This window comes from Oxalobacter formigenes, from assembly GCF_002127965.1.
Lineage (GTDB): Bacteria > Pseudomonadota > Gammaproteobacteria > Burkholderiales > Burkholderiaceae_D > Oxalobacter > Oxalobacter formigenes.
Genome location: NZ_CP018787.1, coordinates 1,825,857 through 1,840,667, shown reverse-complemented (window position 1 = coordinate 1,840,667; position 14,811 = coordinate 1,825,857). Strand labels below are relative to the sequence as shown.

13 protein-coding genes are annotated in these 14,811 nt (G+C 49.1%); 7 read left to right on the top strand and 6 right to left on the bottom strand.

The genetic code is table 11. The annotated features are described in order from the left end of the window. Positions 1-345 precede the first annotated feature (345 nt). Positions 346-702: a hypothetical protein gene (locus tag BRW83_RS08905; protein ID WP_005879981.1), complete on the top strand. Its 357-nt coding sequence runs from the start codon at positions 346-348 to the stop codon at positions 700-702. A 243-nt stretch (positions 703-945) separates the two neighbouring features. Here the strand turns inward: BRW83_RS08905 and BRW83_RS08900 are convergent, their stop codons facing one another. The 4 genes from BRW83_RS08900 to BRW83_RS08885 form a co-directional block, all read right to left on the bottom strand. Beyond that, positions 946-1,701: an SEL1-like repeat protein gene (locus BRW83_RS08900; RefSeq protein WP_186447500.1), complete on the bottom strand. Its 756-nt coding sequence runs from the start codon at positions 1,699-1,701 to the stop codon at positions 946-948. 187 nt (positions 1,702-1,888) lie between these two features. Continuing rightward, positions 1,889-2,200, bottom strand: a complete 312-nt coding sequence (locus BRW83_RS08895) for a hypothetical protein (RefSeq protein ID WP_005879984.1) — start codon at positions 2,198-2,200, stop codon at positions 1,889-1,891. Positions 2,201-2,350: 150 nt separating this feature from the next. Next, complete coding sequence (locus tag BRW83_RS08890) at positions 2,351-3,259, bottom strand: tetratricopeptide repeat protein (RefSeq protein ID WP_005879986.1); 909 nt, start codon at positions 3,257-3,259, stop codon at positions 2,351-2,353. A 47-nt stretch (positions 3,260-3,306) separates the two neighbouring features. Then, entirely contained in the window at positions 3,307-4,818 is a 1,512-nt protein-coding gene (locus BRW83_RS08885) for a hypothetical protein (RefSeq protein WP_036602676.1), read from the bottom strand. Between the two features lie 276 nt (positions 4,819-5,094). On the opposite strand from BRW83_RS08885, the gene BRW83_RS08880 reads away from it, so the two are divergent. From BRW83_RS08880 to BRW83_RS08860, 5 genes are all read left to right on the top strand, one after another. After that, on the top strand, positions 5,095-5,412 hold the full coding sequence (locus BRW83_RS08880; protein WP_145814929.1) for a hypothetical protein: 318 nt from the start codon (positions 5,095-5,097) through the stop codon (positions 5,410-5,412). A 21-nt stretch (positions 5,413-5,433) separates the two neighbouring features. After that, complete coding sequence (locus BRW83_RS08875; protein ID WP_005879993.1) at positions 5,434-6,363, top strand: FAD:protein FMN transferase; 930 nt, start codon at positions 5,434-5,436, stop codon at positions 6,361-6,363. Continuing rightward, positions 6,360-7,640, top strand: a complete 1,281-nt coding sequence (rsxC, locus tag BRW83_RS08870; RefSeq protein ID WP_005879994.1) for an electron transport complex subunit RsxC — start codon at positions 6,360-6,362, stop codon at positions 7,638-7,640. The genes BRW83_RS08875 and rsxC overlap by 4 nt, the downstream gene beginning before the upstream one ends. Continuing rightward, the gene (locus BRW83_RS08865) at positions 7,637-8,713 is read left to right on the top strand and encodes an RnfABCDGE type electron transport complex subunit D (protein ID WP_050757694.1); all 1,077 of its coding nucleotides are present in this window, start codon (positions 7,637-7,639) and stop codon (positions 8,711-8,713) included. Before rsxC ends, BRW83_RS08865 begins: the two co-directional genes overlap by 4 nt. Positions 8,714-8,795: 82 nt before the next feature. Continuing rightward, complete coding sequence (locus BRW83_RS08860) at positions 8,796-10,832, top strand: acyltransferase family protein (RefSeq protein WP_005879998.1); 2,037 nt, start codon at positions 8,796-8,798, stop codon at positions 10,830-10,832. A gap of 151 nt (positions 10,833-10,983) precedes the next feature. Here BRW83_RS08860 and BRW83_RS08855 read toward each other — a convergent pair whose 3' ends face one another. Beyond that, on the bottom strand, positions 10,984-11,430 hold the full coding sequence (locus BRW83_RS08855; RefSeq protein ID WP_145814930.1) for a hypothetical protein: 447 nt from the start codon (positions 11,428-11,430) through the stop codon (positions 10,984-10,986). 209 nt (positions 11,431-11,639) lie between these two features. Then, on the bottom strand, positions 11,640-12,125 hold the full coding sequence (locus BRW83_RS08850) for a hypothetical protein (RefSeq protein ID WP_036602679.1): 486 nt from the start codon (positions 12,123-12,125) through the stop codon (positions 11,640-11,642). A gap of 601 nt (positions 12,126-12,726) precedes the next feature. Between BRW83_RS08850 and BRW83_RS08845 the strand changes: the two genes are divergently transcribed. Further along, entirely contained in the window at positions 12,727-14,742 is a 2,016-nt protein-coding gene (locus tag BRW83_RS08845) for an ATP-dependent DNA helicase (RefSeq protein ID WP_005880002.1), read from the top strand. Positions 14,743-14,811 lie beyond the last annotated feature (69 nt).

Genomic DNA, 14,811 nt, shown 5'->3' with positions numbered 1-14,811 from the left:
GACTATTTCATTATATGGCAATGTGTACTGAATAAGACTGGTATGGGAAATGGTTTATTTAATTGAACAAAAAAAGATGGGACGATTAAGAAGCGATAACAGGATGTAAAACGTGTAAAATAAGAAAGTAGACTGGGGAGTGCAATAAGATAACATTCCGGTTCAAACATAATTGAAGTGACTTTGTGTCCTGTTTCATTTCAGCATTTTCCATTCAGGCAATCAACGATAAACTGAATCTCGTTGATTTTTTCTGTGGTGCGTCAATTGAACAAATAAACGACTATCAGAAAAACAGCCGTCGCTTTTGAAACTTCAGAATTTAAGAGGGCCTACTGAAATAACATGCATATCATTAAATTTTTGCGCAAACTGAAATTTCAGTGGGTGGCGATAGCGAATGCCATCCTGCTGCTTGGAGCGCAGGTTTATCTTTACTATCTTCAGAAACAGCCCGCCAGCGACCAGATCGAGGCCATAAAGGGTATTCTTAATTCAAACAATTCATCGATGCTCTGGTACCTGATTATCGGCAGCGGTTTTTATGTCTATACACGTTACAGGGAAAAGAAGGTGGGTTATACCGGACAGTTCATGTCATCCTTCTGGATTCCCCTGTCCGCCTGGGTATTCGGGATGCTGGTGACGACCCTGATGACTGTCGATTCAATCGCGAAATGTTTCGGTTACGGGATTTTGTAAATCCGGCTTGAAAAGACCATTTTATCCGGCCCGATAAGGAATGTCTGATTTTGAAACCTGCCTTTTATGGCAGGTTTTTTTATGCTGTGTTGATGGACGGATTTTAAATTTCTGAAGGGATTGAATTCATCCGTAAAAAACGGGAACATAAAAACGTTCTTGTAATTCTGTTATTTCGTTTCATTAAAAATAAAAAATACTCTTCATTAAATGATGAGGATTTTTAGATAACGATGATGTCGTTTATTTCTGTCTTTTCTGTCTTGCTTCAAATTCCATAAACTCCCTGGCCAGGTCATCCGACTTCATGCCACCGGCAGCCTGTTTATAATAAGCATGGGCTTTTTCCAGATCTTTTGGCACGCCGTTTCCATTTTCATAACTTCTCGCCAATAGAAACTGTGCAATCGGGTTTCCCTGTCTGGCGGCTTTTTCATACCAGTCAATTGCGGCTTTCATGTCTGGTTCAGGTGTTCCATACTGGCTCAGAATCCCCATCATCATTTGTCCGGCATCGTAATCCTGTTCCGCGGATTTTTCGGCCCAGTATCTGGCTTTTTCCATATTCGTCAAAATACCCTGACCACTGTAATATTGCATGGCGAGCATTGCCTGTGAAAAAGCATCTCCTTTTTCTGCCGCTTTTTCATACCATTTGGCTGCCTCGCTGGTATCTTTCAAGGTACCCAAACCATTGTAGTACATCGATCCGATCATGAAATAGATTGTCTTGTCGTCTTTTTTGCCCTCTTCAACACTCCTTTTATACCATTTCAGGGCTTCTTTATAATCTTTTTCAACGCCAGAACCATATAAATACCTGCTGCCAATAACAAAAAACGCGTCAGTGTTACCATTTTTTGCCGCTTTTTCAAACCATTCAAATGATTTTTTCTGATCTTTGATTACTCCTGATCCTTCATCGAACATTATGCCGAGATAGAATGGCGCCTGAGGATCTCCTGCATTGGCAGCCTTTTCAAGTAAAGGCAATGCCATTTCATATTGCTTTGCCTTGTAGAGATTGACACCATTATTTTCTGATATTCTGTTGTCTGATTCGTGGCAGGAACTAATAAAAAAAGAAAGAATTACGATATAAAAAACCTGAAATATTTTATTCATCATTATCACAAATTAAATGAATTGATTTATTTTGTTTTTATTGCCATTGGATTGAATAATTCTAATCGTTTTTATAGTCTTTATAAATATTCCTCAGCTTTTCAGATGGTTTCTCCATAATTTCATCAACAACTCTCCCGCCCAGAAAATCCTGCACGTATCTTGTGACAATCCCATCCGCTGCCGAGCCGGTCAGGTAGTTCACTCCGTATTTCATCATGCCTTTGATCACACCGGTAAAAAAGGACATCAGGGCGCCTCTTTTCGCTCTCGGATCGGCTGCCCGAAATCGCGCCTGTTCTTCACTTTTTCCTTCTCTTTTGGCTTGTATATATTCCGGATACCGTTCCATTTCTTTTTGAGGCATCCCCATGTATTTGTCCACTTCCTTATCGTAATGATCCGTCAGTTCGCCTGTTCCTCTTCAAAGGCACTATAAAACACCTTGAACCTGTTCACGATAAAAAAATCCTCTTCAATTTTTTTGAAGAGGATTTCAGAAAGATTATTTTTTATGATTGATTTAATTTTGTCTTTTCTGTTTGGCCTTGAATTCCGCCAAAGCTTTCACTGGTATTTCCGATTGGCTTTTAGCCGATTGCTCATAATAGTATTTTGCTTTTTCCAGATCTTTCGGCAAGCCATTCCCATTTTCGTAAAGGGTTGCCAGTTGATATTGTGCAATCGGATTTCCCTTTTCAGCTGATTTTTCGTACCAGTCGATTGCTTTCTTCATATCCGGTTCATCTGTTCCGCCGCCATACTGATAAAGCATTCCCATTATGACTTGTCCAAGGCTATCCCCCTGCCCGGCAGACTTTTCTGCCCAGATTTTCGCTTCCGTTCTGTTCTGTAAAATGCCTTGCCCGGAATAGAGGAAGAATGCAAGCATGGCTTGTGACTCGGAATTTCCCAATTCGGCAGCTCTTCTCGCCCATTTTGCTGACTCACTGAAATCCTGAAGTGTACCTTTTCCCGTAAAATATAAATTAGCCAAAAGAAGCATGAGTTTTCCGTCCCGTTCAGTTGGTTTTTTTTCATCAATTTTTTCAGATGCCTTTAACAACCATCTAAACGATTCCTTGTAGTCTTGTTTTACGCCTTGTCCCAAATAGTAACTGGCGCCAACCATACCGGATGATTCTTTGTCTCCTTTTTCGGCTGCGTTTAAATACCACTTGAAAGAAAGCGGATAATCTTTATCGACACCTTTGCCATACTGATACATTTTTCCCAAATACCGGGAAGCTTTGATACTCCCGGAATCAGCGGCTTTCTTCAGAAAGGATAATGATTTTTCGTAGTCACCTTTTTTATAGTATTCAATTCCTGTTTTTTCATCTGTTAACTCTTTATTATCTTCATTTTGACATCCAGTCAAAGAAAATAAAGAAATAAATATAAAAAAGATGAGTGAAATATTTTTTTTCATTTAGATTTTTATTTTAAATATTAAAACATTTTTAAATCTTACCATTATTATTCATCTTCTTCTCCCCCTTTCATATAATCACCGAAATAATCAACCGCTCTCCCACCCAGAAAATCCTGCACGTATCTTGTGACAATCCCATCCGCTGCCGAGCCGGTCAGGTAGTTCACTCCGTATTTCATCATGCCTTTGATCACACCGGTAAAAAGGGACATCAGGGCGCCTCTTTTCGCTCTCGGATCGGCTGCCCGAAATCGCGCCTGTTCTTCACTTTTTCCTTCTCTTTTGGCTTGTATATATTCCGGATACCGTTCCATTTCCTGTTGCGGCATCTTCATGTATTTGTCCACTTCCTTATCGTAATGATCCGTCAGTTCGCTCACCCCTCCTTCAAGGGCGCTATATAATCCTGTCCATTTTTTTCCCGCTGACATGAGTATCTTTCCTGCCATAAATATGGCAGGCATGTCTCTGGCAAATTCTCCCAGTCCCCACACTCCCAGATACCCCTGATGACGAGACCATCCGGCAGCTTTATAGTCACTGCTCTGGGCCTGTCTGTGTTCTTCCGCTCCAGCTCTCAGGTTTTTTTTCATTTTGTACAGTTCGTAGCGGCTATCCAGTTTCTTGTCTTCAGGGAAATTCTGTTGCAGCCTGTCCAGAAGGGCATAGGGTGTGGTCGGATAGGGGAACGGGACGAAAGGTTTTGGCTTGTTCATTTCGCCCAGAATGGTCAGGCCTTCATTGCCCAGTTCGTACATTCCCCGCGCCCCACCGTGATAAACATCCATCACCCCCTGCCCGAAGCTGGAGCCATTCAGGTTTTTGACGGTTTTGCCCCAATCCCCCTGCATGGCATTGTCGCTCTTGCTTTTGGCGTCCGTGTACATTACCAGTATGCTTTTGTGTTCCTCTCCCGGCGCCGGGAGGCCGTTGGCATAACGCTGCTCTTTTTCGTTTCCCTTGAAAAACCGTTCCAAAAAGGCAGCGGTTTCTTCTATTCGTCTTTCGGATTCTTCGTCTGTCCGGCTTTTATTGCCGATGGTGAAGCCTTCGTTGGCGTTGTGTTCCTGTAGTTTTTCTCTTTCTCCGGGGTAGCTTTCGACGTTTCCTGTTGAGGGCTTGATGGGTGGCATGGTGTAGCCTTCGTTTCCTCCGTCGATTTTCAGGCTGTCTTCATAGTTTTTGTCTCTTTTCTCTCCTTCAGTGGGACGGGTATCGCAGGATTTTGTTCCGTAGCCAAACAGGTTTACTGAATTTTTCTGAGGGGCGGTATCGGTTTGTGCGGGCGGGATTTCTGTTTGAGGCTCGGGTGGGATGACGGGGTCGGGTATTTTGACAGACGGCAGAGGTTTGCTTGCCAGTCGTGCTGTCTCACCAATAGCATTGTCCGTTTCTTTACTCTGGCGCAGGGTTTCTTCTGTATCACGGATCATGCCGGGCGTCTCGCTCGAGAGTCCCAACGGGTTCTCATACGGGTCTTTTTTACGCTTCCTCTTACCGTCGCCTGTCCCGTCATAAAACAGGCCTTCTCCCCAGTTGAATTCATTGTTTGCCATTGTTTTTCCTTTCCCTGATGCGGCCTGATTCGACTGGCCTGATGTGTGCATTCGAACTCCGATTTTTCGTAATGTTCATATATGGCTATTATAAGCCGTATATGGTTTATTGCGAAGAAAAGGGCCAAGCCGACCGATGTTTGCCGGTTTGTAGCGGGGGATGTCGGAGCGTGTGAAAGGAAGCGTTTGTTGCCGACCTGAAATGCTTATTTGCGGTATGATAAAAAAATCATCTTGTTTTTTTATTATTCTTCACTATCAGTCAGGGAAAAAATCATGGGACGGTTAACGCAGTCGGTCAAAAATGTCGCGTTGTTTCTTTTCGGGGTGGTTCTGGTGGCGGTCGGTTACCGGACGAATGAAGCCCATGCACAGGCAAAAGCCGAGGCCGCCAAAATGGAGGCGGCCAAAGTAGAGGCGGAAAAACTGGACGCTGAAAAGGCGAAGAACGCCGCTGCCGCGGAGGATATGGAGATGGGCAAGAAAAAGGCTGACAAGGAAAAAGCCAAAGCGAAGGAAAAGGCCAAGGCCAAAGCCAAAAAGAAATCGAAACTGGAAAAGGCCAAGCCTGAAAAAGCGCACGCATCCAAGTAATCCGTACACGGGTTTCATTTGATGGACGAGTTCCTGTACAAGGTCCAGACGCGTTTTCTGTTCCATTCTTCAATCCGCATCAAGATTCCCGCCATCTGTAGCGAGGAGCAGATGGATTCGCTTTTCGGGTTGCTTGAATCGGTCGACAAGCGATACAACTCGTATCAGGCCGGGTCTTTTTTCGACCGGATCAACAAGAATGCCGGGTCTTTTGTGACGGTGGACGATGAGACTGTCCGGATTTTACGGCAGGCCAAAAAGCTTTCCGGATTTTTCGACGGACGGTACGCCATTACGGTGATGCCGCTCGTCCGTTTGTGGGGGTTTTACAAGGACGATGTCAAACGTGTTCCGTCGGAAGACGAGCTGGCACAGGTTTTGCCGCTGGTGAATGACGGGATGATCGACATCGACGGGAACAGGGTACGGATTGCGGAGGGGCAGGAAATCGTGACCGGTTCTTTCATCAAGGCCTATGCGGTGGATCGTTTGGTTGAAAAGATGCGGGAGATGAAAATCACGGACGCTATCGTGAATGCCGGAGGCAGTACGATGGCGGCGGTCAATAATGCCGCGCACCCGTCGTGGCAGGTTGGGGTGGACGTTCCGGGTACGGATGATCCGCTTTTTGTGACCGATATTGCCAATGGCGTGTATTCCACGTCGGCGCAGGGTGACAGTTTTGTGGAAATCGGCGGGAAACGCTACGGGCATATCCTGAATCCGCAAACCGGTTATCCCTCATCCAATAAAATGGTCGGTGTGGTGACGGAAAGTGCGATGCTGGGCGATATGGTTTCGACCGGCCTGTTCAATGAATCGGCTGCCGGTTTTCTGGAAAAAATGCAGCTCTTGCAAAAGGATTTTTCCATTGAGGGGTTTTTGATGGATGAGGCGGGAAATATTACGCGTTCAGCCGGTTTCGGGGCGGATTGGGAGGTGCCGGTATGAACCGGGAAGCGGCGTTGACGAAAATGACGAAGGGGCAGCCGGTCAGAGAGCTGGCGAATTCCCCTTTTCTGTATATGCCTCTTTCGGCTTATCGCGGCCATTTTGCCCGTCCTGTCGTGCGTGAAGGCGAACGGGTGTTGAAATATCAGTTGATTGCCGGATTGAAGGATGCCTTTTCGGCGAATGTGCATGCGCCGGTTTCCGGCACGGTGGTCGGTGTCAGGGACTTTTCCGGAGCAGGTGGGGAAAAGGTGCCGATGCTGGTTTTGAAAAATGATTTTCAGGACGAATGCATTGCATTGCCGGATGAAGAAAGGGGCGATCCGCCTCCCGAAGCTATTTTACAGGCGATTGAAGCTGCCGGGATCGTCGGGGCGGGCGGTGCGCAGTTTCCTGCGGCGCTCAAATATCGTCTTGCCGGTGAAGATATCAAGACCTTCATTGTCAACGGGGTCGAATGCGAGCCTTATCTGACGGCGGATTATGCCGTGATGCGCGAACGTACCCAAGCGTTTTTCGAAGGCATTCGGCTGGTCAACACGCTTTTGCGTGCAAAAGAGGTCGTGATTGCGATTGAGGAAAAGAACCGGGAACTGGAAGCGGTTTTTGCCCCTTTCCTGACGCAGCCGCGTTATGCCGGCTTCCGTGTAAAGGTGGTGTCAGGCGGGTATCCGCAGGGCAGCCAGTGGCAACTGGTCTGTGCCGTTACCGGGCTGGAACTGGCTCCACCGCGACACGCAGCAGGAGAAGGGATTGTCGTCAGCAATGTGGCGACGGTTTATGCCGCGTATCAGGCGGTGGTGGAAAAACGCCCTGTCGTCTCGCGCATTCTGACCGTATCGGGAGAAGGGGTGGGACATCCCGGCAATATCGAGGTGCCGATCGGTACGCCGGTCGGGTATGTGCTGGAACAGATGGGTGTTTCGTCAGATCGTTATACGATCGTTCTCGGTGGCCCGATGATGGGCAGGCTGGTGACGGACTGGTCGTCGCCGGTCACGAAGGGGACGAATGGCGTGCTGGTGTTTGAACGGCAAACGGTCGATCGGGAAAACTGTATCGGTTGCGGCCGGTGTATCGACGCCTGTCCCATGCGGCTGATGCCGCTGAAGTACGCCGAAGGCTGGCGGCTCGGAAATCTCGTCATGATGAAGCGGCATGATTTGAACCTCTGCGTGGAATGCGGAGCGTGCGAATCGGTCTGTCCTTCCAATGTGCCGTTGATGGCCTCGATTTTCTCGGGCAAGGCCCGGCTTCGGGAAGGGAGCCCGTCATGACGCTACCACACTTGCCAATTCCTCCTTTTTTGCGCACGACCGATTCGGTTTCAAAAATCATGGCGGACGTGCTTTTTGCCTTGTTGCCGGTCTGTTTCATGGCCTGGCTGGCGTTCGGCATGGAACCGGTTATGGTGATTCTCGTCGCTTGCGGCAGTGCCGTTGCGACCGAATTTTTGTTTTCCCGGCTTTATGTCGGCAAGACGGCGTCCCTTTCCGATGGTTCCGCGCTGGTGACGGGTACCTTGCTGGCGTGCACGCTGGCACCCTTCACGCCACTTTATATTGTCGCGTTCGGCGGGGCGATGGCAGTCCTGTTCGGGAAGTTGCTGGCGGGTGGACTGGGGCGCAACCGTTTCAATCCGGCACTGGTCGGCCGGGAATTCATGACGGTGTTTTTCCCGGCGATCATGACTTCCGGGGCGATCTGGTACCGGTATGATGCCGTCCATGTTTCCAGTCTTGACTGGCTGCCGGACACCTTTTTGGACAGCCTGATTTTCAGGGGAAGCGGCGCTATCGGGGAGTATTCCGTCGTCCTGCTGGTGCTCGGCGGGGTTTACCTGCTGCTTAAAAACCGGATCAGCTGGCATATTCCTGTTGCGCTGACGGTGTCGTTTACGGTGCTTTTCATGCTGCTGCCTGACGGGGAGTACCGTTTTTCACTGGCGGGGGTGCTGCTCGGCGCCATTTTCATGGCAACGGATATGCCCACGAGTTCTTCCACGTTCATCGGACGGCTGTATTACGGCGCCATGATCGGTGCGGTTGCAGTGATGTGTATCGCTTTTGGAGTGAAGCATGAATACATGTCTTATTCCATTCTCCTGTTGAATGCTTTCGTCGTTCCGGTTGACTGGGTATTCCGTCCACGTGTGTGGGGAGGGAAGAACCGTCTTGCAGCGCGGATCGCTCAGGGGATGGGGCTGACAGCGGCGATTCTGGCAACGACGGGTATCGTGATCTGGCTGCATCATCGCGAATGGATCATGTATCTGGTCTTTGCGTATATTGTCTGGTGCATCGGTGGTTTTTTCTGGCGTCAACCCCGGCCAGATGTTGCTGTGGAATGAACAATCTGTTTATTTCCGAGTTGTTTTCAGCCTATGTCTTATAAGCTAAAATGATTCCTTTTTTTAAACCTTTGGGGCTTATATGTTGCAGTATCGGAAGGAGCTGGATGGATTAAGGGCGCTGGCTGTGATTGCTGTGCTCTTTTATCATGTGAATCTTGTTTCCTATCCTCTTTTTGAACATACTTTTTTTACCCGACAAAATCTGTTCAGGGGTGGTTTTCTCGGGGTCGATGTTTTTTTCGTTCTGTCGGGTTTCCTGATTACGGCAATGATCAAGTCTGCCATGGACAACCAGACTTTTTCTTTCCGTGATTTTTACATCCGGCGGGCAAAAAGAATCATCCCGGTTTTTCTCATCGTGCTGGGGGTTGCCACAGTGGGCGCTTATCTGCTGCTTTTCCCGGCAGAGCTTATGCAGTTTGCGCAGTCTCTCAAATCGGCGCTTTATTTTGGTTCCAATTTCTTTTTCTATGGCGATACGGCTTACATGTCGGATTCCAGTATTTACAAACCATTATTGCATACCTGGAGTCTGGCGGTTGAGTGGCAGTTTTACATGCTTTATCCGGTTTTCTTCTGGTTTGTTTATCGTTATTTCCGTTCGAATACATTCTGGATTTTGGTGGTTTTATCAGTTGTTTCTCTCTGTTTTGCGCAGTGGACAACCGGCCGTTATCCGGATTTTTCCTTTTATCTGTTGCCAACGCGTGCATGGGAACTGATGTTCGGCGGTCTTATCGTTCTAATCGAACGGGATGTTCTGGTTGGGAAAATCCGGAATCATCCTGTCTGGAGATGGTTGCCGATGGCAGGCATTTTGCTTGTGCTTGGCGGTCTTTTCCTGATTGATGACAAAGTTGCACATCCTTCATTCATTACGCTGATACCGGTTCTCGGAACAGTCCTGTTTATCCTGTTTTCTCACGACCGTGATGGTGTGACGTTTGTTTTTTCGTGGAAACCGGTTGTTTTCATCGGTGTCATTTCTTATTCCATTTACCTGTGGCACCAGCCTCTTTTCGTTTATTTCCGGTATATCAAGTATGAACGCATACGGACGGAACAATTTGTCCTGCTCTGTCTCGTTTGTCTGGTACTTTCATGGTTGTCTTACCGCTTCATCGAATCACCTTTCAGAAAAAAACGGATGGGGCCGCTCAAGCTTGGATTTCTCGTCGCTGTCTGGACGGCTTGTGGTGCATTTGCATTCACCGCCATTGCACATGACGGTTTCGGCAACAAACTGGCAGGCCTTGAAAAACTGTATGACATATACAAAATTCCGGAATCCACACGTCTTACGAGTCCGGAACCCGGGACACATCTTGCTTCAGGCAAGCAGGTGCAGATGTGTTTCGGCAGAACGAGCGAAGAAGCCTGTCGTTTCGGTGATGAAAGCTGGGTATCGATTGGCGACAGTTTTGAAGGCTCACTCGATTATGCCTTGCATGAAAAACTGATGCAGCAAAATAAAGGTCTCATTGTCCTGACGCATGGACAGTGTCCGTTTATTTCATCCAAATGGTGGTTTGGGACTGCACCGGAGTGTTCCATCGTGAATGAGAAAAGATGGGAGACGATTCGGGGATTCAAGGATAAGAAGAATATCGTGATATCCGCCGCACTGGATAATTTTGTAAAAGGGAAACCCAGACTCGACGATCCTGTCGGAAAAGCCCGGGACGGCTTCGCTGGAGGGACGATCGATCCATCTGCAGAGGATGAAATATGGCAATCTTATGCGGACAATATCAAGGCCCTGTTGTCTTTGGGACATAAGGTTACACTCATTTATATGCCGGTAAACCCGGGGCAGAGTGTGGAGAAAACAGTAACGACATGGATGAGAAAACATAAATCGGCTGATTTGCCTGTAACGTATTCCGAAGGTGGAGTGTATGAGGAGGCGATGAAATATAATGCCAGACTCGACAGGTATATTCCCGACCAGAAAAATTTGTACAAGGTCAGGCAAACGGACATTTTCTGTGATTCACCACATCACTGCAAAATCATCGGCAAGGAAGGGGGCTATTACAATGGCGGACCCCATTTAAGTTACTGGGGTGCAAAAAAAGTAGTTGAGAAGATCCCGCTGTTAAATGATAAAGAATAAACCGTTTGTCCGATCAACTGTCAGAGACAGCCTGGCTCTCAATTTTTGAATCTGGTTCGATTTATCGATTGTGTCTGCACGTCACAAAGGAGCTGAACCGGTTTGGTCATTCACCGGTTCGTCAATGATGCCAAAGAATGTTCTTGCAAGTTCAATTGTCGCCGCAATAGAATTTGTAGGCTTCTTGCTGCGTCATGTTGACCACGCGCGAATAACAGGATGAGCGGGCAACCTGAAGCTCATTATCAAGCCGGTTCAGTGTCGCTTTCCAGTTTTCGAGTTCCTGCTTTTGTGTGCCGGGATTGGCTGGCATCGTGAAATTGTCGCAATACGGGCCCGGATTGCTGTCGAAATTACCGGAAGAGGCGAATGGCTGGCATCCCTCGTCGAAAGTGTATCCGCGAAGCATTTCTTCCTGTGCGGATTCGATATTCCATGCCATGTCATTTCTTTCATTTTTGAGGCGTTTGACCGTTGCCTCTTCCTCGCATACTGCTTTTGCCCTTTGTTCTGGCGTCATTTCCCTGAAATCCTGTACTGTCGTGCAACCGAAAAGGAATAACAGTGGCAAGAAAATGCAATAAGAGCTTGTTTTCATTTTCGGTTTCTCCGGATGTGGCGTAACAACAGCTATGGTTTTCAGCCTGGTTTCATGATTGAAACGAAAAGACAGGTGATACAGCATATGGGATTGTCCATACTGATGGCTTGATGTTTTTTTAATTCCGGGGTGAAAAAGGGAACGCTCCCCATCGCGGATGGCAGGGGCTGGCAGCGGGATTTGTTTTTACAGGATCAGGTGTGCCGTCAATAATGTTCATACGCCTGTTCTGGCGTCATTTTGACGATGCGGGAATAACAGGCAGTCCGGACGGAACGGGTTTCCTTGTCGAGTTGCCGGGTGCTTTTTGTCCAGTTCCGGATGTTTTCTTTTTCCAGTTTCGAATCGATGGCAACAGGAATGTCATTGCATTCCGTTCTGGTCGAAACAGGCCGGTGTTCCTTGCAGATGGTTTTCCCGCGTGTTTCCTTGCAGACGGTGGTCGAATCGCCATATACCTCGATGTCCTTGCATTCCCTGTGCAGCCTGTATCCCCGGGAAAGGGCTTCTTGTGAGGACTGGATGGATTGCGTTAGCAGGTCTTTTTCTTTCCGGAGTTGTCTCAGTCTGCTGTCGGCTTCACAAACCATGTTTGCGCGCTCGTCAGGCGTCATTTTCCTGAAATCCTCAATGCTTGCACATCCTGTGAGGAGGGTGGATGCCAGAATGATGGCGTAAGCGTTTTTTTTCATTTTAATGTGTTTTTACCTGAAATCCTTGCAAAGCCTGTCCGGACAGGCTTTGCCTGCAATCCAGTCCGGAATGGCCATTTATAACCATGCCCGAAATCGTTATATGCTTCTTCCGGGGTCCGGTAAACGTGGGAATTGTCGTCCAGAGGACTGGATCTGGCGACCAGGATGGTTCATATTGCTTGTCCATTCACGGATCTGCCGGTTATGGTTTTCGCGTTCGGATTTCATCCGCACGATGGTGCCTTGCTGGTCACAAAGCAACCGGAAAGGAGAAATACCGGCAACAAGGCAATACAGTATTTAATTTTTTTCACTCAGGGATTTCCTTTGCTGTGACGTGTCGGAGATGAGGTTTTTTCAGCCAAAACAGGAAACACACGCTTTTTAAAGTTCGCAAGTTATTGTTTTCAGGAGATATTCTAGATTACATTTTGACAACTTTCCATCATCGGAAGCGGAAGTGTCTGTTTTCGGCACGACGCCGGGGAAGGCAGGCAGGACATCATGGGGTAAAATGGCAGCTGTTTTTTCATGCCTGTCGCGTTACTTCCGTTTTGTCTCGATATACAGGCCTTTCTGACAGTTTCTGGAGCGTTTCTTGGATTCGGATTCACCTGCCCATCTCGTCTATTCAGACGACCTCAAGGTATATGAGGAGGATCTCGTTCGCCTGATGGGGCCGGATGGCCCATTCGCCAAAGTGGTCAACGGATATAACGGACGGCCGATGCAGCTCGAGATGGCGCAGGCCATCGCAAAGGCGATTGTCCGTTGCGAGACGCTGGTGGCCGAAGCGGGGACGGGAACGGGCAAGACCTTTGCCTATCTGGTTCCGGCACTGATGTGGGGTGGCAAGGTCATCATTTCGACCGGAACGCGCAATTTGCAGGACCAGCTTTTTCTCCGGGACATTCCGACTGTCAGAAAAGCACTTGTTTCGCCGGTTACGGTCGCGCTCTTGAAAGGGCGTTCCAATTACGTTTGCCATTTGCATCTGGCGCGCACGGCTGAATACGGACGTATGGCGACGAAGGCGGATACGGTGTATCTGCGCGAGATCGTCAAGTTCGCCAAAATGACCGATACCGGTGACAAATCCGATCTGGCGAGCGTGCCGGAAACGGCGTCGATCTGGGGGCTGGTGACGTCGACGAAGGAAAACTGTCCGGGGATGGAATGCCCGCATTATCAGGATTGTTTTGTCATGAAGGCGCGCAAGGCGGCACAGCAGGCGGATGTCGTCGTCGTGAACCATCATCTCTTTTTTGCCGATCTGGTCCTGAAAGATACCGGGGTCGCCGAACTCTTGCCGATGGCGAATACAGTCGTTTTCGACGAGGCGCACCAGTTGCCCGATACGGCGACGACGTTTTTTGGCGAGTTTTTTTCGACGAGCCAGATTCATGAATTGTGTCGGGATACGCAGGTGGAGGGACTGGCGCAGGCACGTGACGGGGCGGACTGGGTCGAGCTGGTCGGCAAGCTGGACAAGGCGTCGAAGGACTTGCGGCTGACTCTGCCGGAAGGCATGACCCGGCAGGCGGTTCACCAGATTGCGAAACAGGATAAATTCATCGCGGCAGTCGAGGCACTGAGAGGTGCCTTGCAGGAATTGAATGAACCGTTGAAAGCGCAGGCACAGCGCTCCGAATTACTGGAAACCTGTCGCATGCGGTGCGCGGAAATGGGGGCGTTCATCCGGAAATGGCTTTCTCTGGCAAAGGGTGAGGAAAAGACGGAAGACGTGCTCTGGGTCGAAACCTTCGGCCTCTCGCTTCAGTTGCACCTGACGCCGTTGTCGATTGCGGAAGTGTTCAACAAGCAGCGGGAAGGCACGCCACGCGCGTGGATTTTCACCTCGGCGACGCTGGCGATCAAGCAGGATTTTACGTATTTCGCTTCCCGTATGGGGCTCTCGGAAGCAGAATCGAGAACATGGCCAAGCCCGTTCAATTACGGCGAGCATGCCCTTTTATACGTTCCCCGGACAATGCCATTGCCGCAATCGCCTGATTATTCGGATGCCGTGATCGAGGCCGCCATGCCGCTGATCGAGGCGGCGGGGGGCGGGGCGTTCATTCTCTGTACGACCTTGCGGGCGGTGAACCGGATTGCTGAACGCTTGCGGGAAATCTTCAGGGAAAAGGAATTGCCGTTTCCGCTTTTCGTTCAGGGAGAATCAGGCAAGACCGATCTTCTGGAACGCTTCCGGCGATCCGGAAACGGTGTTCTGGTCGGCAGCCAGAGTTTCTGGGAAGGGGTTGACGTCCGGGGGGATGCCCTCTCACTTGTCGTCGTGGACAAGCTGCCGTTCGCACCGCCGGATGATCCCGTTTTGTCTGCCCGCATCAAGGCGCTGGAAAAGGATGGCGGCAACGGCTTCATGGATTTCCAGCTGCCCGAAGCGATCATGAGCCTGAAACAGGGCGCAGGGCGCCTGATTCGTGACGAACGGGACAGGGGGGTTCTGATGATCTGCGATCCCCGCCTGATATCCAAGTCTTATGGGCGCCGTATCTGGCAGAGCCTGCCAGCGTTCTCGCGCACGCGAGAGGAAAAGGATGCCTGCGAGTTTCTCGCCTGTCCTCCAGCAGCGGAAAAGGCGGGTTCCTGACCGGTTTTGAAGGGGCGTTTTTCGGTAATGGTTTTCCGGATGAGCCTGAACATCGCCATGACGAACGCC

Bases quoted from the DNA above. Each gene is read 5' to 3' on its own strand.
- BRW83_RS08865 (WP_050757694.1), top strand. From the start codon at position 7,637: ATGACGCTACCACACTTGCCAATTCCTCCTTTTTTGCGCACGACCGAT.
- rsxC (WP_005879994.1), top strand. From the start codon at position 6,360: ATGAACCGGGAAGCGGCGTTGACGAAAATGACGAAGGGGCAGCCGGTC.
- BRW83_RS08905 (WP_005879981.1), top strand. From the start codon at position 346: ATGCATATCATTAAATTTTTGCGCAAACTGAAATTTCAGTGGGTGGCG.
- BRW83_RS08850 (WP_036602679.1), bottom strand. From the start codon at position 12,125: ATGAAAAAAAACGCTTACGCCATCATTCTGGCATCCACCCTCCTCACA.
- BRW83_RS08860 (WP_005879998.1), top strand. From the start codon at position 8,796: ATGTTGCAGTATCGGAAGGAGCTGGATGGATTAAGGGCGCTGGCTGTG.
- BRW83_RS08885 (WP_036602676.1), bottom strand. From the start codon at position 4,818: ATGGCAAACAATGAATTCAACTGGGGAGAAGGCCTGTTTTATGACGGG.
- BRW83_RS08875 (WP_005879993.1), top strand. From the start codon at position 5,434: ATGGACGAGTTCCTGTACAAGGTCCAGACGCGTTTTCTGTTCCATTCT.
- BRW83_RS08890 (WP_005879986.1), bottom strand. From the start codon at position 3,259: ATGAAAAAAAATATTTCACTCATCTTTTTTATATTTATTTCTTTATTT.
- BRW83_RS08895 (WP_005879984.1), bottom strand. From the start codon at position 2,200: ATGGGGATGCCTCAAAAAGAAATGGAACGGTATCCGGAATATATACAA.
- BRW83_RS08900 (WP_186447500.1), bottom strand. From the start codon at position 1,701: ATGGCATTGCCTTTACTTGAAAAGGCTGCCAATGCAGGAGATCCTCAG.
- BRW83_RS08880 (WP_145814929.1), top strand. From the start codon at position 5,095: ATGGGACGGTTAACGCAGTCGGTCAAAAATGTCGCGTTGTTTCTTTTC.
- BRW83_RS08855 (WP_145814930.1), bottom strand. From the start codon at position 11,430: ATGAAAACAAGCTCTTATTGCATTTTCTTGCCACTGTTATTCCTTTTC.